Below are 19,080 nucleotides of genomic sequence, written 5' to 3' on the forward strand. Positions count from 1 at the left end.
TCCACATTAATGGACTGGCTCTCTACCAATATTCAAAATCGATTGCGTATTCTAATTTGTGTTCCAGTTTTTCTTGCTAAGGTCAATGAATAAGTACACATAAACTCCATATATCTCTAGATAAACTACTGAGTAACTCCATACAAACTCTAGATAGCGTATATAGAATAACAGCTATCAAGGAGGTTAGGAAAAATGAATTTTATAAAACGCGCAATTCTCAGTATGAAAAAAAGAATAGGAACATCATTAATTTTGATGGCAGTCTTCCTGATTGTTACAAATTTAGTGCTGGCAGGATTCACAATCCAAAATGCATCAAAAAAAGCTGCTGATGCAGCAAGAAAAAAACTAGGTGCAGATGTTACTTTAGGTCTTGATTTTGACAAATTAGGTCAACAAGCTAGGGAAACTGGCGAGATGCCTAAGCCGCCGAAGCTCAACACAAAAGAAGCAGACCAATTAGCGAAGTCCAAGCATGTAAAAGACTATAATTATATAACCAATAATTTCGGAATTGCGGATGGGTTTAAATTAGTAGGAGCTTCAGAAGGAGAAGGAAAAGGAAAAGGTAACGTTGCAATGGTGGGAGGATCAGGTTCAGGTTCAGAAATAGATATGAATTCTTCTCTTATGATAGAAGGAGTTCGCAAGACTTTATTACAAGAAAGTTTTAAAAATGGAAAAAGTAAAATCGTTGATGGAAAACCAATTACAGAACAGATGCAAGATCAGAATGTAGCTTTAATGGAAAAACGATTAGCGGAACAAAACAATTTGAAAGTAGGAGATAAAGTTAAAATTCAATCAGGGGATAAGAAGGAAACTCTTGAAATTGAAATTATCGGTATTTACGAAACGAATGAGCAACCAATGGGTCAAAATCCCCCTCCTATGATGAATCCAGCTAATAAACTATATATGCCTTACTCTACTTTGAAAAAATTAGAAACAGATGAAGGTATGAGTAGTAGTATTCAAGTTGTGTACTTATTGAACGATCCACAAGACATTGATGCATTTAAAAAAGAAGCAAAAAAATCTGAAATTGATTTTAATTATTTTAAGTTAGATGCACAAGATTCATTGTACAAACAAATGATTGGTCCTATCGAAAATATCGCTTCTACGTCTCAAATGATTATCTATATAGTATCTATTGCAGGTGCGATTATCTTAGGATTAATCATTATGTTATCAATTAAAGCACGTCGTAAGGAAATGGGGATTTTATTATCTATTGGAGAGAAAAAATGGAAACTGATGGCGCAGTTCGTAGTAGAAGTAGTATGTATCGCTATTTTAGCGTTTGGATTATCCCTAACAACAGGGGCTAAAGTTTCTAAATTTATAGGGGATAATTTACTTTCGGGTGAAATTGCTACAGCAAGCGAAGAAAAAGACAATTCACAAAATGGTAGTGTAATGATGGTTGGAGCTGGTGGTACTCCACAAAACCAAAACGAAGATCCAATTGATAAAATTGATGTAAGTGTAACGGGAGAAGATGTAGGGAAAATGGGGGGAATTGGACTAGCTATTGCTATATTAGCAACGCTTCTTCCAGCATTATCTATTCTACGCTTAAATCCAAAACAAATTCTTTTAAAAGATGAATAAGGAGGCTCGATATGGAGACGATTTTACAATTTAAAAACTTAGATTATTATTATGAAAGTAACGGGAAAAAAGTAACGATACTAGATAATGTTAATTTTTCTTTTCAAAAAGGGCATTTTTACACGATTTTAGGGCCCTCTGGATCTGGCAAAACCACAACTCTTAGCTTAGGTTATGGGCTGGACATACCTAAAAACGGTTATGTACTATATAATGGCAAGGATATTCGAAAAATTGGTTTGGATCGATACCGTAATCAAAATGTATCCGTAATTTTCCAATCGTATAATTTGATTACCTATATGACCGCTCTTCAGAATGTACTAACGGCAATGGAAATTACAGGTGTGAAGGTACAAAATAAAAAAGCAAGAGCATTAGAATTATTAGAGAAGGTAGGGCTCACAGAAGTAGAAGCGAAACGAAATGTCTTGCAACTAAGTGGTGGACAACAACAACGTGTAGCAATTGCTCGAGCACTATCTTGCAATGTCGATTTACTTATTGCTGATGAGCCAACAGGAAACCTTGATGGAGAAACAGCAAATGAAATTATTGAGTTGTTTCAGGAGCTCGCTCATCAAGAGGATAAATGTGTAATTGTAGTTACGCATTCACAAGAAGTTGCAAAAAAATCGGATCGAGCAGTTTATTTAAGGAAAAAGAAGTTAGTAGTAAACGAAATTAATAATAGTTAAGAAAAAAGCTAATTTCGTTCTTAATTCACATAATTTTCAAAATTAAAATTTATGGCTGTTAATATTTGTTATATAATATATTTGTCAAAGCATTACCCCAGTAGTTTCTATGATGAATCTGTAAGATAGTTTGTCTCGTATATTCACCTGAAACTAAAAAGAACTTGTAGAGATTCCTACAAGTTCTTTTTGTTTTAACGAATTCCTCGAAAGAATTCTCCTTCTTTAAGCGCGTGAAGGGCGTAGCCAAAAGGCTTTGCTTTTTATTTTGCCTCTGATAAAAACATATTGAAAAAAGACACCTTAATGCGTCTTTTTTTTGATCTTTTTACATATTTTTCTGGAAATAGAGCATGATATTACCAAATTCAATGGAGGTGTGTAAGAAATGCAAATTCGCGAAAATAATAATTCAAACGAGATTTTGGTAGGAGCTGCAGCAAGTGCAATTGAACAAATGAAGTATGAAATTGCTCAGGAGTTTGGTGTTACACTTGGACCGGATTCAACAGCACGAGCGAATGGTTCAGTAGGTGGAGAAATTACCAAACGTTTAGTGCGTATGGCGCAAGAGCAATTATCTGGTCAATATAAAATTCACTAAAGTTAAAGGTATATCCCATTGAAGGGATATACCTTTTTAATTTTTTGAAAGAGGATAATGAAATTTTGATTGTTAGTTAAGCTTTGAAACTGCAAATTTAGCTGTGAAATTCATCTTCTTCATGTACGAAGAATTTGCACCTGCTTGAAATTGTACAGAAATATTACCATCTTTTTGTGCTTTGAATACGCGACCATATGGTGAATTAGCATTGTAGGTGCCAATTATTTGATTATCTGCATCAAAGACCGTATAAGAAATTGGAAACCCAGAATTTTGTACAAAGACTGTAAGTTCTTCTCCTTTATTGAGATTAAATGTTTCCTTTTGAGACACTTCGTAAGAACTCATAGAGTAATATTTTGTAACTTCTTGAATTTCTAAATTTGTAGTTGCTGCACTCGCTTTTGGTGCCTCTGCTCCTGGTAAGTTCATACCTGATAGTACTGCAATTCCTAGTGCCCCTGCTAAAATAACTTTTTTCATAATGCTAGTTCCTCCTTTAATATATTGTGAGATTTGAAAAGGAAGTGAAAATATCACCTCCTGAAACCATTATAGTTACAATGAGAATGATTTTCAATAAATGCCGATATGTAATTTTGCATACATAAGCGATATAAGGTATTCGGTTCTGGTGCAAAAACTATAAGATTTATGTAACTAATCTCTGAAACTTAGACATACTGATACTAGTACTCTAAAAAAAGACGTGATCAGTATGGAAAAGCAAAACCTATTCAAGAGGAAACATTATCAGCCTGAACTAATCTTATTAACAGTAAGGTGGTACCTACAGTACAATTTGAGCTTCCGTAACCTGGTGGAAATGATGGAGGAAAGAGGAGTATCCATTGCTCATACAACGATTATGCGCTGGGTTCATCAATATGGACCTCAATTAGAAGAGAAAGTACGACATCATCTAAAATCAACAAATGATTCATGGAGAGGCGATGAAACCTATATTAAAGTAAAAGGGCAATGGATGTACTTATATCGTGTGGTTGATTCAGAGGGCAATACAATTGATTTTTATCTAAGTAAATCAAGAGATAAACAAGCCGCCAAGTGTTTTTTCAAGAAAGCCCTGGCTTTTCCATACGTTTCTAAACCTCGCGTGATAACAGTAGATAAGAACCTTGCCTATCCTGTAGCAATTCAAGCGTTGAAAGAAGGCATAAAGCTAAGACAAGTTAGATATCTCAAGAATATAGTGGAACAAGATCATCGTTTTATTAAGAAACGTGTGCGTTCTATGTTAGGGTTCAAGTCTTTTGGCACAGCTATATCCATTCTTGCAGGAGTAAAAGTCATGCATATGATTAAAAAAGAACAGATTGATTTACGGGATCAGTCTGTTCAAAAACAGAAAGAATTCATCCGTCAATTGTTTGGGCTAACACATAAAATACAATTCCGCTCGAAATATATGCGCTATAGTCTCTTTTATTTTATCTTTGCACCAGAACCTATCAAGGGGGATTCATATGGAGAAGTGCTTCACAGTCAATAAGTCAGATTGAAGGGAAAATAAATGGGGGGATTTTTGCTTCACTTTCATTTGTTAGTTTAATAATGATATGTGGTTATTGCATTTATAACACCTAAATTAAATACCTTTATTATCTGATTTCATGTGATCAAAAAAGAATAGATTGATTTATTGGACCAGTCTATTCAAAATTAGAAAGAATTTATTCATCAATTGTTTGGACGAGTGGCGTAAGTGCAACTCTGTTAGGGGTATATACTTTACTCTCTTTTATTTTTGCACCAGAACCACCACCAAAATTATCTTTTACAGTTGAAGTTTTCCAAATAATAAGTTACATTTTTAAAGTTCAAGCAACTTTATGACAGTGCAAAAAGGGGAGAAATATTGTTATTATGCAAAAAATGAAATGGAAGAACTATGTATGTTATTTTGTTATTCTTATGCTTCTTGTAACAGCAGTAACAGTCAAACCAGCTATCTCTAAAGCTGAGGAATCTGATGTTAATATTACATTATTGGGTACTGCAGATATTCATGGTAGATTTATGCCTTGGGATTATGCGCTTGATGGTGCAAATATGAGTGGAAGTTTAACGCAGCTTTATACGGTTATAAAGAAGATACGTCAAGAAAATCCCAATACCATATTAGTAGATGCTGGGGATACAATTCAAGGAAACTCAGTAGAATTATTCAATGATAAGCCACAATCGCCAATGATGGTAGCGATGAATGCAATGGGATATGATGCTTGGGCATTTGGAAATCATGAATTCAACTTTGGATTAGATACATTGAAAAAAGTTAGTGAGCAATATAAGGGGAAGACGTTAGCAGGAAATATTTATAAGGAAAATGGAGAGCGTTTTCTTCCTGCATATACGATTGTTGAAAAAGGTGGAATTAAAGTCGGGATTATTGGCATGAATACACCAATGATTAGTGATTTTGAAAAAGGGACAGATCATTTGGATGGTTTAGTGGTGAAAAATCCAGTAGAAGAGACAAAAAAGGCAATTAAAGAATTAGAAGGTAAAGTAGATGTAATGGTAGGAGTTATGCATATGGGCCTCGAAAATGAGAATGGCATCCCTGGTACTGGGGTTCAAGATATTGCGAATGCTTGCCCCGAACTTAGCGCTATTTTTGCAGCTCATATGCATAAACTTGTAAAAAAAGAGGTTGTAAATGGCGTAATTATTACAGAACCAGATAAATATGGAACACATATCTCACGTATTGACCTTACTTTTACAAAGCAAGATGGAAAGTCGGTTTTAAAAAATAAAACAGCTACCGCTATACCTGTAAAAAATGCTGATGGAACAACTGTATTATCTGATCCTACACTTGAAGAAACATTAACTCCTTTTCACGAGTATGCGAGAGGAGATGCAAATGTTGTAGTCGCTCAATTAAAGGGTAGAAATCTAGTTCCTGAAAATGAAATAAAAGGTATTCCAAGTGTGCAAATTCAAGAGACACCTTTATCAGATTTCTTTCATGAAGTCATGCTCTATTACAGCAAAGCAGATGTAGTAGCCCATCAAATTGATAACGATTATGCCCGTTTGGATGTAGGTCCTATTAAAAAGAAAGATATTGCATACAATTACCAATATGCTTTGGGAGAAATTACAGTATATAAGATAACTGGGAAAGATTTAAAAGACTACATGGAATGGGCGGCAGGGTATTTTAACTCATCTCGTGCCGGAGATGTAACAGTTAGCTTTGATAAAACCCGCCGTGCGTCTAAATACAGTACGAACGATTTCTTTGGGGGCGTAAAATACGAAATTGATTTAACAAAACCATATGGAAGTAGAATTACAAATTTAAGATCTATTCGTACAAATAAACCAATCGAAATGAACGATGTTATGACGCTGGGAATGAATGCATATAGAATGGAGGCTCTTCAGGCAAAAGGAGGAGCTTTAGAGGGACGTAAGTTTGAACAAATTTGGTCATCTAAACAAGAGAATGCATTCGGAGAAACAGGTGGAACCATCCGTAACCTTGCTATTACATATTTAAAAGAAGTAAAGAAGGGTGTATACACGCCAAAAGTTATGCATAATTGGAAAATTACTGGTGTAGATACACATTCTTCAGAGCATAAAGCTGTAGTAGATCTTGTAAATAAAGGGATTTTAGAAATTCCCAAAACAGAAGATGGAAAATATACAAATATAGCGTCTATAAATACTAAAGATTCAATTACAAAAGAAGAGATTGTAGTACTCTCTCAAAAAGCTAATATTAATCCGAATCAGTTTAATCGTGTAAAAACAAAAGGTGAATTTTACAAAAAACTTAATAGGATTACTAAAAAAATATAAGAAAAATGGTTCTGGTACAAAAAATCTATCAAACTTGGACATACGGATACTACTACTCCACAAAGGTGTTTGATCGGTATGGAAACAAAACATTTGTTTAAGTGCAAGCATTATTAACCTGACTTTATTTTGCTAACAGTGAGATGGTACAGCAAAAGTCATATGAAACTGCCTTTAAGGGCGGTTTCTTTGTATTTTCCGTAAAATTTGAGTTTACGATGTGTTTTTGAATTTTATAGACTGCGGCTTAATAGCTGCGGTCTTTTTTATAGAAGGACATTTTCAGGTGTGACGAATTTCTCTCACTCTTTATTTTTTTTATGACATTAGGAGAGGCTAGCCCCTCGCTCCATTTTCCCCCAGCCTTTACCTCATACTGGAAAACAAAGGGTATGGGTATACTTTCCTGTTTGATATTTGTTTTGTTTAAAATATGGTTCGTATAGGAAGCGAATAAGCTTCCTATACGAACCACATTACATATTAATAATTTAGAAGGTTTTAAAAATAAAGAGGTGGTTTTTAAATGTATAATGAGTCAATATATTATCCTTATATAAATTATGATCAATACTTCGATCGGCAATTCCCTGGTCCTCAGATTCCAGGTATACCTGGAATGCCAGGTTTTCCGGGTGAACCAGGTTTTCCGGGTGTACCAAGTTTTCCAGGACAGCAAAGTTCACAAGCTCCAACATCTCCCCCCCCATCGTTTATTCCTCAACAATCAACAGCTTCACCATTTGCTGTTGATCCAGGAGCAATTTCATTATGTTTATTTCGAAATACTTATATATGGCTTAGTAATGGTGAATAGTTTTGGTATTTCCCAATTTTTGTAGGACCAAGGACTGTTGCTGGTTTTAGATGGAACGGTAGGTTTTGGGTTATTTTTGGAATTGATACGAGAAGAATTATTTCATTTACATGTTTTTAAAAATTATAGAGTAACGATAGAGGTTTAATTATATAAACAAAAGAGGTATTTGAATGAAAAAATTTCAATCATTTGATGGTACAATAACTATGATTAACGATTTTGTAACAGGATCAAACGAAGATATAGGATGTAATAAATTAATGTCCGTAGATAATGGTTATGGGAATCTAATAAATTTTGTAGTGAAACCAAATACGTATTTTATCGACTATACAACGGTAGTAGTAAGAGATAAAGTAACTGGGTTTTACGATGCCAACGCTCCTGCTCCTCTTATTTTTCCACCACAATTTCAAGCGATTGTTATGGCAAAATATAAACCGCATCAAAATGTAAAAGTAGACTATTTTAATGAACAGTTGGAGAGTAGTGATGGAAAATTAAAATTAAATATTTCTCCTTCTACTCAAATTTTATTAACAAATGGTCAATTCTTTACAGGTAATCTTGTAAATCGAAATTTAATAGCTATTTATGGTTTTACGACAATGAGTATACCAGCTCAAACTACACCATATAAAATCATTGTTTTGTGTCAAAAGTGATTTCTATTCTAAAGGGTCTCTCGGTTTATCAAACTACAATCCATTGTAGAATCAAAAATTTTAGCCATCTTATTGACCAGAATCATAGGCATGTCAAGAGACGTTTTGCCAAATCTGCAGGATTTCAAAATCTTCGCCATGCTTCATGTACGATAAAAGGTATCGAGACTATATATCGACAGTAATATTAAGTTCTATTGGATTTTATATGTGGCCACATGGTTTTTCCCCTATTTTTGCTGCATCAAGTGAAAAAGCATTACGAAAAAATGCAATTTTAATGCCAATGTATCAATTAATTTTACTATTTGCCTATTTCGTTGGATTTGCTGCAACTGTCTAAACAAGCTTTTGATCCGTGGTTTGTAGGGGTAATTGGCGGAGCGGGAGTGTTAGCGGCACTAGTATCAAGTTCATTATTATTAATGGCAATATCAACATTGCTTGCCAAAAATATATATCAAGTATTTAATCCATTTGTAACGGAAAAGCAGCTTAGCAAATTGGTAAAATACTTAGTTCCGTTTATTTCTCTTGTTGGAATTTACTTGACCTTTAAAGGAGGGAATACCCTGTTTAGTCTAGCTCTAATTGCTTATAATTTCATTACACAACTCGCTCCAGCATTTTTTGCGAGTTTGATGAGAAAGAACTTTGTGACTAAACAAGGGGCGTTTGCTGGGATTATTACAGGCGGATTGTTAGTCTCAATTATGGACTTAGGAAACCTCGGCATTGGTAAAATATTCCCTGATTTTCCTCAGGTAATTAAAGATTTGAATGAAGGAATTATCGCTTTATTTGTGAATATTGTAGTTTTAGTAATAGTCAGTTTGATGACCAAAAATATTTCAAATGTTCATCAGGACAAGACAACTGTAAATATATCAAAAAAGTCCCTAAGTTAGATTGGGGACTTTTTTAGTGCTAGATAGATATAAGAGCGAAAACGTTAAGATAGTAAATATAATTCTGGTGCAAAAACTCTAGGGCGAATCTCTAAATCTTGGAAATACTTATAGTACTACTCTTTAAAAATCTTAGATTTATATTGCGATGTAACGATACCTATATGTAATTAAATACCTCTAGCAAACCCCTCCATTTATTACGAAAGGGGTTTGCTATTCACATAACTTATCATTTTCGGTAGTTAGGATATAGTTAAAACCGAATTGATAGAAACCTATTTTTGTACTGTATGCCATTTTACTACTGCTATACAGATAGGCTCAAGCTACGCTGGCGGTGCCCCGGATACCCATGAAGTGCCATTCCAGCGCCACCATGATCCATTCCAAAAGTACCAGGTTCCTTGGGACCATGCCCACCCTGTAAAAGCACCGGTATTAATATCGAATTCATACCAACTGGATCCAAGTTGTACCCAGCCCAACCAAGGTTTTCCATTAACAAAATAGTACCATTGCCCATTTGATTGAATCCAACCATTTGTATTAGAAGGAATAAGACCATTCATGGTCCAATCACAAGTCCAATTCTGTGTAAAATTATTATCATCTGAATTAGGGGCAAAACGTGCAAAATGAACGTGGGGTCCTGTTGTATTTCCTGAATTATCCACGTTTCCAAGGAAATCTCCTGCTTGGACTGTGGAACCCTTTACTAAATAACCAGCAGGATAAACATGAGCATACAAAGTGTAGTACCCATCACTACCTTTAATTGCTACACCATGAGCTTCCGGACATAATGATGGTTGATTAGTATTATCCCAACACGTAGTGTTTCGGTTGACATATACTACTGTGCCCGACTCTACAGCATAAACAGGTGTGCCATTGCCAACAAAGCCTGTTATTACCCCATTACTTACTTGCATCACTTGCCATTTGATACCGGAAAATCCTATATCTCTGGCTCCTTTATGATTTTCGCTACACTCAGTACCCACGACATAGACTGGCTGTGATATGTTAAAGGGAGTACGTTGATATTGATAAGGCATATTATTTATTCCACTCCTTTATTATGAAATGTTACATTCTGATAAAACAATTAAAAGATGCTTGTCCGTTTGTTTACTGTTATAAATACATTTTTGTTTAAAAAGACTAAAACGAATTTCCAGGCGGTGTAGTTGGCGGTGTAGTTGGTGGAGTAGTTGGTGGAGTAGTTGGTGGAGTAGTTGGTGGAGTAGTTGGTGGTGTAGTTGGCGGTGTATAGTAATTTACATTTACATTCACATTATTAACAAAAGGAATATAGTCCGTTTGTTTTTGGTTGTAGGAACGATCATTATAATCTTCATAATTGCGATTTCTATTTTTTCTTGGATTACGAGGATGAGGTTTAGGCATGTTTTAAACTAACCTCCTTTCATTCATAGAATAGCTTGTACAATATTAATAAATGCAGCTTGTCCATTCTTTGTAACGGTACTCGCCCAATTCTTGTATAAAATATTAAATTTAATATAACCCCACTTATTGGTAACCCAAAAAGCTCACTCCATATCTATTTGTATATAAGGAATGGGCTTTTTTCTATTAGGGATCACCATATCATTTCGGGGGAATTTTATCTTTTGAAATGATGCGAAATAAAAGATGCATGTGAAATTAGAATTTATGTGGAAGAGCATATAGAGAAAGAAGAAAATGAGTTTTATAAGAAAGAAAAAGAGTGAAAAAATCGTAATGGAAGAATAGAAAAAGGTTAAATCAGAGGGATGAAAATCTTATGAAGATGGTCAGAGAGATTCGAGATGCTAAACGTACTATCTCCAAAATTATCTTTTGTAGTTGAAGTTTTCCGAATAATAAGTTACATTTTTAAAGTTCAAGCAACTTTATGACAGTACAAAAAGGGGAGAAATATTGTTATTATGCAAAAAATGAAATGGAAGAACTTTGTATGTTATTTTGTTATTCTTATACTTCTTGTAACAGCAGTAACAATCAAACCAGCTATCTCTAAAGCTGAGGAACCTGATGTTAATATTATATTATTGGGTACTACAGATATTCATGGTAGATTTATGCCTTGGGATTATGCGCTTGATGGTGCAAATATGAGTGGAAGTTTAACGCAGCTTTATACGGTTATAAAGAAGATACGTCAAGAAAATCCCAATACCATATTAGTAGATGCTGGGGATACAATTCAAGGAAACTCAGTAGAATTATTCAATGATAAGCCACAATCGCCAATGATGGTAGCGATGAATGCAATGGGATATGATGCTTGGGCATTTGGAAATCATGAATTCAACTTTGGATTAGATACATTGAAAAAAGTTAGTGAGCAATATAAGGGAAAGACGTTAGCAGGAAACATTTATAAGAAAAATAGAGAGCGTTTTCTTCCTGCATATACGATTGTTGAAAAAGGTGGAATTATTGGCATGAATACATGACGAATGCTAGAAAAGATTACTTGGACAAAGTCTCAACTGAAATCATCAAAAACCACGATGTTATTGGTATAGAGGATTTGCAAGTATCTAATATGTTAAAGAATCATAAGTTAGCAAAAGCAATTAGTGAGGTATCATGGTCACAGTTTCGAGCCATGTTGGAATATAAGGCAAAATGGTACGGCAAACAAGTCATTGTCGTATCGAAAACATTTGCTTCAAGCCAATTATGTTCTTGTTGTGGATATCAAAACAAAGACGTTAAAAATCTAAACCTACGTAAATGGGACTGCCCTTCTTGTCGTACACACCATGATAGGGATATTAACGCAAGTATCAATCTAAAGAATGAAGCGATAAGGCTTCTAACCGCAAGGACTGTGGAGATAGCCTAATAAATTAGAGTTCGATAGAACTCTTTACTTAGGAATCCCCCTCTTCTAAACGAAGTGAAAGTGGGGGGAGTTCAATGGCTGTTCTCAATATCCTACATGTACACATACAGAGCCAATCAATACGTGAGCTGTGATGAAAATCCAGCTCTTTTTCCTTTTTTGAAAGAATGTATTAAAAAAATGAGGTTTGATGTAAAAACGACTTTTCAAATTTGTTTATTTTGCGTTCTGATGAAGAAGTTAATGCAATTGGTCTAATTCGTTATAAAAACGCATATGAAGGTATATACAGGCTTTACATGTGTTTTTAGGGTTTATAGGAAAAATAGAAAGGGTAGTCATTATTTACGACTTAACCCTTTCTCTACGAGCTGACGAATTGCTTCATTTTGATTCTCAGCTTATTTTCATGCATGGGGAAAGCTTGTTATAATAGTGGAGAATAACTTGGGTACAATTGATAATGAAATGGGGAAAGATGCTAGATGAAAGCAACCGGAGTGACTAGAAAAGTAGATGATTTAGGGCGTGTGGTAATTCCAAAGGAACTTAGAAATACGCTAGGTATTAAAGAAAAATCACCATTAGAGATCTTTGTAGAAGGTGAAGACATTGTTTTACAGAAGTATCAGCCTGGTGGTGTTTGTGCATTAACAGGAGAAATATCAAATCGGAACATATCATTAGCAAATGGTAAGATAGCATTAAGTCCAGAAGGTGCAGAATTATTAATAAAAGAAATAGAACAATACCTTGTAAAATAAGAGGCTCCTTTCAAGGGGCTTTTTTAGGATTAATATAGTAATTTCATGTATCGTAATATTTGTAAAAATATTTACTAAAAATAGAATCAATTCTATTCCTTTTTGTTGAAATTTAGTTAGTGTATATTTTCGTATCGGTTTTAGAAAAACAAAAGCTAGAAGAATTTATTGAATTCTCTGAACGGAAATTGCATGAGAAACATATGTGAAAAGGAAAAAATAATAAACAGGCTAGTTAGTCCATTATAAGGGCTAGCTGGCCTTTTTATTTACTAAAGTGAACCTTGATAAATGAAATAAATCTCGGCGGCCCCCACTAATCACTCTCACCTGAATACACTTTTAAGTGTTCCATTGCTATGGATATGGCATGTTTTTCTGTATCAATTAACGATAACCCCTGCTTAATAGGAGCCCAATACTCATATCCGTAATCCTCAAACCACGCAAATACTTCTGTAGTGTAAAAACCATCATTCTGTTTGGATTAACTGCTTAGCAGGTGATTCCGTTAGGACTTCTTGATTCTTTTTATTTATCATTTTTTTGCACCGGAACGGGTAGTTCACTAGAAGAGCTTATTTGCATCTATACCTTGATTTTATGTACAATAAAGATATAGATATTATCTGGAACAGAAAGAGGGAAACGATGTCTAATCCATTAGTAAATTTACGTATTGATTTTGCATTTAAACAGTTATTTGGAACAAATGGGAATGAGGACATTTTAATCGCTTTTTTAAATGCAATGTTAAAAAAATCTTTAGAAGCACCTATTGTTTCCCTACAGTTAGAAGATCCACATTTACATCGAGAACATGAAGAAGATAAATTATCGATTTTAGATATTTCGGCTACATTAGATATAGGAACAAAGGTAAATGTAGAAATACAGCTGAATAACAATCATGATATGATTAAACGCAGTTTGTATTATTGGGGAAGGTTGTACACTTCTCAATTGCAAAAGGGCATGCCATATAGTTCACTTCATAAAACGATTACAATTAACCTGTTAAACTTTGTGATGTTTCCTGAATATGAAGCATTTCATACAACAGGCATCCTTTGGAATCAGGAACAACAAAAGCTATTAAGTGATGATATAGAAGTTCATATAGTAGAGATTCCAAAGTTAATGCAGCAATGGCGCGAAGAGAAAGTCAATCCGTGGGAAGATTCATTTGTTCGTTGGTTATTATTATTACCTGCGAATGAAGATGAACATCTCACACAAACATTGGAGGATATTGCCATGAACCGAGATCCGATTTTACAAAAAGCAATGAATAAATGGGAACGTATGAGTCAAGATTCTTCTTTCCGTCAAGCATATGAAGCAAGAGAAAAGGCCTTAATGGATGAGGCAGCAAAATTTGCTCATGCAGAACAACAAGGAATTAAAAAGGGAATTAAAAAGGGAATTGAACAAGGTGTTGAGCAAGGAAAGATGCAACTCATTCGAGGCATGCATAAAAATGGTGTGTCTGTAGAAGATATTGCAAAGCTTACAGGATTACCAGAAATAGAAATACAACGATTTTTGCAGAGCTAGTTCTTAGAGAAAGCACTTTATCCAATAGAATGCTTTCTCTAACTCTGCCTGAAAAGAAGATGAGGTGTCTCAATCTTCTTTTTCGATTTCTGACAGGAGACTTCTTCCTCAAAAATATAAAGGTGTGAAACACCAATTTTAGGTGGGAGATGAATATCAGTAGGCGTAAGCCTTCTTCAAATAAAAACCTATTTGTCTCTTATCTTTAACTATACTTCTTTTCTAATTTTATTAGGTTTTTCTTCTGATTCGATAAGCCTATTGTAAAACTATTTGCTTTAATTACAATATCTCCCCTGTTACCTGTTGAAGTGACAGTTATCTTAGTCCTAAACAAACCTTTCTTAACTTTCACACTTTCTATATCCTTCATGTCTATACACTTTATATTACCAGTGAATTTACCACTCATTGATATTTCTAATACCATAAGTCTTTTATCGGTAAAACATATGATTAAATGCTCAAGGTCTGCCAATGCTCCAAGACCGTATGTAAAATACTCTGATGCTGATGGTGTTATATAGGAGTAGAAATAATAAAAGTAAGTTTCACCTTCTATTTTTAATTCTTCGAATAAATCGTCTAAGTACTTGTTTGTTAACATCTTAATCCCCCTGTCTTATTTGAGCCTAACAGTTACATTAGAAGTCTTTCATAGGAACACATCTTTTCTGTCACAATTATAAACATATCATCTGTAAACTCGTTCTTCCACAATAAACCAATATTTTAATTTACCTTTTTTATAAACAGTTAATCTTCTTTCAAAACGATTAAACTGTATTTCAAATCCACACCTAAATTTGGTCTGATAATTTTAAAAAATCTTCTTCTGTAGCAATCGGTTCTTTTTGAAATTCACTCATATATTCCAACTAGTTTCGTGATATATTTTGATTATATTTAAATTCAAGTAGATTCCAAATTAAAAAGAAATTGGTAATTACATTAGCCATTATTTGTATTATAGCAGGGGGATATATTGGAATGAAATATGTAGAAAAAAAGAACAAGAGGAACAGTTTTGGAAGGAACAAGAAGCACGAGTAGAAAAGTATATTCATTACAATGTAAAAGATGTGAAGTCTATAACACTTACAGAACATAAGGTAAGCCCAATGGGGATTCCTAGGTTAAAAGGGAATTATATCAAATAATAGGAAGTAACAATGGTAATAAAGGTGTTTTTGAATGGATTGTTGAGTCCAATGGTGATGTGAGCCACAGAAGATTCATTGAAAATGGTGTTATGACGGGTAAGCCAAATCAAATTCCAAAAAAGTAAGAGGTAAATAATATGAACTTAAAAGATTTAAAAAATAAACATATTAAGTATGACTGGAAGACTATTTTTGTAGGCGTCCAAGAAAATTATTTTAGTAAAGACGTCATTTCTGATTATGCGGTAGAATTGATGGATATGGGTGATGAAAGTGGGTTTGTTAGTGAACTTACATGGGGAGTATCTAGTGAAGATTTAGATAAGGTGATGTTAGAAATAAAAACTAATTATTTTCCTGAATTAGATGAAGAAAGTACAATGTTAGTAGAGGAGAATGGAAAACTAAGATTTGTTTGTTTATCTGAAATAAAAGAAAGATGTAAAGAAGATAATGAATTATTAAATGAAATTGCAGAGTTTTATGGAGATCATCACTACCCAGAAGATATGGTGAGTTTTGTTAATTATATGCCTCAAGAAGTCCCAACTACGAAAGAAGATATGATAAATAGGTTTGAAAAATTTTTAAAATTAGAGAGAGTGAGATTTAAATACTAATGTATGTAATAAGGGTGGGAATAGGTGAGATAACATTTTACTTACAAGGACCACTATGGATGTCATACTGTAAATATAAAAACAACCTAAAAAACTTGCAAACTTAATAAACTTAGAAAATATATAAATTTAAAGCACTTGATTGTCTATGAAAGGCACCGGGTGCTTTTTTAATTGATCAGTATGTTTTAATTACATAAATAGGTTAGTAATTTGGAAGAAGTAGCTTCCAAATTTAAAAGAATTCATAATGAATGCAAAGTGGGGGAAGTATTTTAAAGACTATCAAATCTGAGAGATAATGAATAATATGGTCACTATTTTAAGAGAGAAATAACCCGAGTTATGTTTATATTTTCGCTTAGCTCATGTTTTACCTCTCTTTGCTTATTTCTGGATGCCAAGAAATAGGCTTCTTTTATAACATTTTGAATGTATACTTTTGTTATATCAATAGAGGATATCAGGTAATTTGGTATGAAGTTAATGATGTAGGGGGAATGAAAGTAAACTAATATTTAATAGTTTACTTTCAAAAATATAAAAAGAATCCTGGAATTCCGTCATTCTTTTTGATAAATCAATAAGGTATATTATTTAATTATTGAAAAGGAACGTCGTATATAAACCATGTTCCATTTTTTTTATACATATGGAATTGAATGTTGGTACCTATCCATGGGGGCATATTAATAACTGCGGAATCCTTGTAATCTTCGTTTATTATTACAGATGATCTTGCAAATCTAAAAGATGATAGAATTGTTTTATGAAATTCGGGTGCTTCTTTTAAAAATTGTTTCTTTTCCTCGGTCATTTTTTCATCATTTTTATAGAAAAGATAAGTTATTTCATAATTTTTTTCTTGTATTGAATGTAGATATAATCTTACTATTGTTTTAGGTTTTTGCTCTTTTAGTGTATAAATATCTTGGGATTTTTGTAATTTATCATATAACTTTTGTTCTGTATAATTTAAATCTGCTAAATAAGGTGAAAGAGGAAATACAAACCAAAGAATAATAATTACTAAAATTAATAAACCTATTTTTTTCTTATTCATTAAAAGCCCCTCATTATATATATTGTCAATATAAGGATATATTAATGTATATAATACGGTTTTGCTAGGTTTTTTATTACAAATAGATTTTCTTTGTTTGCCTTTTAGTATTTATAGTTTTGAATAAGATTAATTATTTTTATGAATGTAAATTTAAAAGTAAAAGTTTACTTTCATAAATGATAACAATAATCTAAATATTAATAGATGAAAAAAATGGTAAATTAGGTTGAGAGTAATTGGAACAGAAAAAAATAGTAAACCAAATAGAATTAATGGACTACTTTAATATAGCAAAAGATTCATTACTTGCTATGGAAAAAGAGGGATTGCCGTTTAAAAGAATAGGAACTCGTGCGAAAGAGTATGATATAGAGCTAGTAAAAGAATGGCTTCAAATAATGAGAGAAGAAATTCATTCAATGGTAATCGGTCAGGAATATGATAATAAAGAAATTTCTAGGGTATATAAATGTGGGAATATGGGAGGGATGAGACGATCTAAAAAAACAAATACATTAGTTTTGTTCTCTGATCATACAAAAGGTATTTACGATGACCGCTGGGATAAGGATATATTATATTACACAGGGATGGGCCAAGAAGGAGATCAAGTTTTAGAAGGGAATCAAAATAAGACTCTATATGAATCTAGAGAAAATGGAGTAGATGTTTACTTATTTGAAGCATTTGAATCAGGAAAGCACATTTTTATGGAGCGAGTAGAGCTTGTAAATCAAGCTTTTCAAGAAATCCAAGAGGATACACAAGGAATGGATAGAAATGTATGGGTTTTTCCAATCCAGTTGTCTAATAAGCATGTAGTTATTTCTGAGAGTGTTATTGAAAATCGTCAAGAGGGGGAAAAGAAAAAAGCAAGAGAGTTAAGTTATAACAAATTAAAGGATCGAGCTACCAAGGTAGTATCTCATGGTAATAATAAACGCTTTACAAAAACTACAACATATCAACGAAATGAGTATGTAGCTGAGCTAGCTAAAAGGCGTGCACAAGGTATATGTGAGTTGTGTGAACAGCATGCTCCTTTCCAAGATAAAAAAGGGAATCCATACTTAGAAGCACATCATGTGAAATGGCTATCAGAGGGTGGAGAAGATTCAATTTATAATACTATTGGAGTATGTGCAAATTGTCATCGAAAGTTACATGTTGTAAATCTACATGAAGATGTTGCAAAATTAGAGAAAAAGCTGGCGCAATATAAGTAAGAAGACGAGATATAGAGAGTATATGTACTAAATAAGATGTGAAAGAAGTGACGATTCATGAAGAAAAAAGTATCGGTTGTTGGAGCGGTCATTTTTAATGAGAAGAATGAAATACTATGTGCATTACGTTCTCCTGCAATGTCATTACCGAACTATTGGGAATTTCCAGGTGGAAAAATTAATGAAGGGGAAATGCCGCAAGATGCATTGATACGTGAGATCAAAGAAGAACTAGGATGTTTAATTACTGTTGGTGAAAAAATAGAAGAAGTGGATCATGAGTATGAGAATATTATGGTTCATCTTGCTACTTATAAGGCATACATAGATTCCGGTATACCTAAAGCTCTTGAGCATGCCGAGTTGATATGGGTTCATGTTAATAATTTATTGGAGTTAAAGTGGGCCCCGGCGGATCTTCCAACCGTGGGAGTTTTATGTTTGAAGTTTAACAATTAAGGTCTGAAATAAGAAATAATGAGACAGATTTTTATAAGTTATAAACTGTTTTGAAAGTAGTTGTATGACTCCGGTGGCTCAGGTTCATGACCTCCACCCTGTCAAGGGAACTTCCCAGTGGACTGTAGAGGTTTGGGATCAGTAAAACTTATATGTATCAAGGCTCTCAAGTTATTATCCTCATTGAGAACCACTTCAGTT

The 19,080-nt window shown here is 33.5% G+C and carries 17 protein-coding genes and 7 pseudogenes; 19 read left to right on the forward strand and 5 right to left on the reverse strand.

The window, feature by feature from the left end; all coding sequences use genetic code 11:
• Positions 1-195: 195 nt before the first annotated feature.
• The 3 genes from JDS80_RS24500 to JDS80_RS24510 all read left to right on the forward strand — a co-directional run bounded on the left by JDS80_RS24500 (position 196) and on the right by JDS80_RS24510 (position 2,922).
• Positions 196-1,620 (forward strand): ABC transporter permease, encoded by a 1,425-nt coding sequence (locus JDS80_RS24500; protein ID WP_199640177.1) that lies wholly within the window; start codon positions 196-198, stop codon positions 1,618-1,620.
• Positions 1,621-1,631: 11 nt separating this feature from the next.
• On the forward strand, positions 1,632-2,318 hold the full coding sequence (locus tag JDS80_RS24505) for an ABC transporter ATP-binding protein (protein ID WP_199640178.1): 687 nt from the start codon (positions 1,632-1,634) through the stop codon (positions 2,316-2,318).
• Between the two features lie 388 nt (positions 2,319-2,706).
• Positions 2,707-2,922: an alpha/beta-type small acid-soluble spore protein gene (locus JDS80_RS24510; RefSeq protein ID WP_001167057.1), complete on the forward strand. Its 216-nt coding sequence runs from the start codon at positions 2,707-2,709 to the stop codon at positions 2,920-2,922.
• Positions 2,923-2,994: 72 nt separating this feature from the next.
• Here JDS80_RS24510 and JDS80_RS24515 read toward each other — a convergent pair whose 3' ends face one another.
• The gene (locus JDS80_RS24515; RefSeq protein ID WP_070147096.1) at positions 2,995-3,408 is read right to left on the reverse strand and encodes a hypothetical protein; all 414 of its coding nucleotides are present in this window, start codon (positions 3,406-3,408) and stop codon (positions 2,995-2,997) included.
• 235 nt (positions 3,409-3,643) lie between these two features.
• On the opposite strand from JDS80_RS24515, the pseudogene JDS80_RS24520 reads away from it, so the two are divergent.
• The 7 genes and pseudogenes from JDS80_RS24520 to JDS80_RS24540 all read left to right on the forward strand — a co-directional run.
• Positions 3,644-4,327, forward strand: a pseudogene (locus JDS80_RS24520) (IS6 family transposase); the annotation flags it as partial.
• A gap of 485 nt (positions 4,328-4,812) precedes the next feature.
• On the forward strand, positions 4,813-6,765 hold the full coding sequence (locus JDS80_RS24525) for a bifunctional metallophosphatase/5'-nucleotidase (RefSeq protein ID WP_199640179.1): 1,953 nt from the start codon (positions 4,813-4,815) through the stop codon (positions 6,763-6,765).
• Positions 6,766-7,291: 526 nt separating this feature from the next.
• A pseudogene (locus JDS80_RS24530) lies at positions 7,292-7,702 on the forward strand (collagen-like protein).
• Between the two features lie 53 nt (positions 7,703-7,755).
• Positions 7,756-8,250, forward strand: coding sequence for a hypothetical protein (locus JDS80_RS24535; RefSeq protein WP_199640180.1), 495 nt, complete (start codon positions 7,756-7,758; stop codon positions 8,248-8,250).
• 23 nt (positions 8,251-8,273) lie between these two features.
• Positions 8,274-8,426: pseudogene (locus tag JDS80_RS31625) on the forward strand (IS6 family transposase); the annotation flags it as partial.
• A gap of 32 nt (positions 8,427-8,458) precedes the next feature.
• The gene (locus JDS80_RS31975) at positions 8,459-8,593 is read left to right on the forward strand and encodes a hypothetical protein (protein WP_274605847.1); all 135 of its coding nucleotides are present in this window, start codon (positions 8,459-8,461) and stop codon (positions 8,591-8,593) included.
• The gene (locus JDS80_RS24540; protein WP_242477410.1) at positions 8,571-9,158 is read left to right on the forward strand and encodes a hypothetical protein; all 588 of its coding nucleotides are present in this window, start codon (positions 8,571-8,573) and stop codon (positions 9,156-9,158) included. Before JDS80_RS31975 ends, JDS80_RS24540 begins: the two co-directional genes overlap by 23 nt.
• Positions 9,159-9,487: 329 nt before the next feature.
• On the opposite strand, the gene JDS80_RS24545 is transcribed toward JDS80_RS24540, so the two are convergent.
• Positions 9,488-10,219 carry a peptidoglycan DD-metalloendopeptidase family protein gene (locus JDS80_RS24545; RefSeq protein WP_199640181.1) on the reverse strand — a complete coding sequence of 244 codons (732 nt, stop codon included), beginning with the start codon at positions 10,217-10,219 and terminating at the stop codon, positions 9,488-9,490.
• A 106-nt stretch (positions 10,220-10,325) separates the two neighbouring features.
• A complete protein-coding gene (locus tag JDS80_RS24550) occupies positions 10,326-10,571 on the reverse strand; it encodes a hypothetical protein (protein WP_199640182.1) in 246 nt (81 codons plus the stop codon).
• A gap of 352 nt (positions 10,572-10,923) precedes the next feature.
• Between JDS80_RS24550 and JDS80_RS32380 the strand changes: the two are divergent.
• The 5 genes and pseudogenes from JDS80_RS32380 to JDS80_RS24575 all read left to right on the forward strand — a co-directional run.
• Positions 10,924-11,019: pseudogene (locus JDS80_RS32380) on the forward strand (DUF3967 domain-containing protein); the annotation flags it as partial.
• A 79-nt stretch (positions 11,020-11,098) separates the two neighbouring features.
• Positions 11,099-11,626 (forward strand): annotated as a pseudogene (locus JDS80_RS24560) (metallophosphoesterase); the annotation flags it as partial.
• A pseudogene (locus JDS80_RS24565) lies at positions 11,617-12,024 on the forward strand (RNA-guided endonuclease TnpB family protein); the annotation flags it as partial. The pseudogenes JDS80_RS24560 and JDS80_RS24565, both read left to right, overlap by 10 nt.
• A 485-nt stretch (positions 12,025-12,509) precedes the next feature.
• Entirely contained in the window at positions 12,510-12,788 is a 279-nt protein-coding gene (locus tag JDS80_RS24570) for an AbrB/MazE/SpoVT family DNA-binding domain-containing protein (RefSeq protein ID WP_071746687.1), read from the forward strand.
• Positions 12,789-13,439: 651 nt separating this feature from the next.
• The gene (locus JDS80_RS24575; RefSeq protein WP_071746688.1) at positions 13,440-14,345 is read left to right on the forward strand and encodes an Rpn family recombination-promoting nuclease/putative transposase; all 906 of its coding nucleotides are present in this window, start codon (positions 13,440-13,442) and stop codon (positions 14,343-14,345) included.
• A gap of 205 nt (positions 14,346-14,550) precedes the next feature.
• On the opposite strand, the gene JDS80_RS24580 is transcribed toward JDS80_RS24575, so the two are convergent.
• Positions 14,551-14,952, reverse strand: a complete 402-nt coding sequence (locus JDS80_RS24580) for a PH domain-containing protein (RefSeq protein WP_071746689.1) — start codon at positions 14,950-14,952, stop codon at positions 14,551-14,553.
• A 320-nt stretch (positions 14,953-15,272) separates the two neighbouring features.
• On the opposite strand from JDS80_RS24580, the pseudogene JDS80_RS24585 reads away from it, so the two are divergent.
• A pseudogene (locus JDS80_RS24585) lies at positions 15,273-15,490 on the forward strand (DUF1433 domain-containing protein); the annotation flags it as partial.
• 155 nt (positions 15,491-15,645) lie between these two features.
• A complete protein-coding gene (locus tag JDS80_RS24590) occupies positions 15,646-16,128 on the forward strand; it encodes a DUF2247 family protein (protein ID WP_199640183.1) in 483 nt (160 codons plus the stop codon).
• 601 nt (positions 16,129-16,729) lie between these two features.
• Here the strand turns inward: JDS80_RS24590 and JDS80_RS24595 are convergent.
• Positions 16,730-17,191 carry a hypothetical protein gene (locus JDS80_RS24595; protein WP_199640184.1) on the reverse strand — a complete coding sequence of 154 codons (462 nt, stop codon included), beginning with the start codon at positions 17,189-17,191 and terminating at the stop codon, positions 16,730-16,732.
• 239 nt (positions 17,192-17,430) lie between these two features.
• Here JDS80_RS24595 and JDS80_RS31635 point away from each other — a divergent pair, with 239 nt between their 5' ends.
• Both JDS80_RS31635 and JDS80_RS24605 read left to right on the forward strand, forming a co-directional pair.
• Positions 17,431-18,420: an HNH endonuclease gene (locus tag JDS80_RS31635; protein ID WP_242477411.1), complete on the forward strand. Its 990-nt coding sequence runs from the start codon at positions 17,431-17,433 to the stop codon at positions 18,418-18,420.
• A 57-nt stretch (positions 18,421-18,477) separates the two neighbouring features.
• Positions 18,478-18,879, forward strand: coding sequence for a (deoxy)nucleoside triphosphate pyrophosphohydrolase (locus tag JDS80_RS24605; protein ID WP_199640185.1), 402 nt, complete (start codon positions 18,478-18,480; stop codon positions 18,877-18,879).
• The last annotated feature ends 201 nt before the right edge of the window (positions 18,880-19,080 follow it).

Origin of the sequence: Bacillus cereus group sp. N8, assembly GCF_016483685.1 — a bacterium.
Taxonomy (GTDB): domain Bacteria; phylum Bacillota; class Bacilli; order Bacillales; family Bacillaceae_G; genus Bacillus_A; species Bacillus_A proteolyticus.

Coding starts and splice junctions, on each gene's coding strand:
- JDS80_RS24500 (WP_199640177.1), top strand. CDS start 196: ATGAATTTTATAAAACGCGCAATTCTCAGTATGAAAAAAAGAATAGGA.
- JDS80_RS24505 (WP_199640178.1), top strand. CDS start 1,632: ATGGAGACGATTTTACAATTTAAAAACTTAGATTATTATTATGAAAGT.
- JDS80_RS24510 (WP_001167057.1), top strand. CDS start 2,707: ATGCAAATTCGCGAAAATAATAATTCAAACGAGATTTTGGTAGGAGCT.
- JDS80_RS24515 (WP_070147096.1), bottom strand. CDS start 3,408: ATGAAAAAAGTTATTTTAGCAGGGGCACTAGGAATTGCAGTACTATCA.
- JDS80_RS24525 (WP_199640179.1), top strand. CDS start 4,813: ATGCAAAAAATGAAATGGAAGAACTATGTATGTTATTTTGTTATTCTT.
- JDS80_RS24535 (WP_199640180.1), top strand. CDS start 7,756: ATGAAAAAATTTCAATCATTTGATGGTACAATAACTATGATTAACGAT.
- JDS80_RS31975 (WP_274605847.1), top strand. CDS start 8,459: ATGTGGCCACATGGTTTTTCCCCTATTTTTGCTGCATCAAGTGAAAAA.
- JDS80_RS24545 (WP_199640181.1), bottom strand. CDS start 10,219: ATGCCTTATCAATATCAACGTACTCCCTTTAACATATCACAGCCAGTC.
- JDS80_RS24550 (WP_199640182.1), bottom strand. CDS start 10,571: ATGCCTAAACCTCATCCTCGTAATCCAAGAAAAAATAGAAATCGCAAT.
- JDS80_RS24570 (WP_071746687.1), top strand. CDS start 12,510: ATGAAAGCAACCGGAGTGACTAGAAAAGTAGATGATTTAGGGCGTGTG.
- JDS80_RS24575 (WP_071746688.1), top strand. CDS start 13,440: ATGTCTAATCCATTAGTAAATTTACGTATTGATTTTGCATTTAAACAG.
- JDS80_RS24580 (WP_071746689.1), bottom strand. CDS start 14,952: ATGTTAACAAACAAGTACTTAGACGATTTATTCGAAGAATTAAAAATA.
- JDS80_RS24590 (WP_199640183.1), top strand. CDS start 15,646: ATGAACTTAAAAGATTTAAAAAATAAACATATTAAGTATGACTGGAAG.
- JDS80_RS24595 (WP_199640184.1), bottom strand. CDS start 17,191: ATGAATAAGAAAAAAATAGGTTTATTAATTTTAGTAATTATTATTCTT.
- JDS80_RS24605 (WP_199640185.1), top strand. CDS start 18,478: ATGAAGAAAAAAGTATCGGTTGTTGGAGCGGTCATTTTTAATGAGAAG.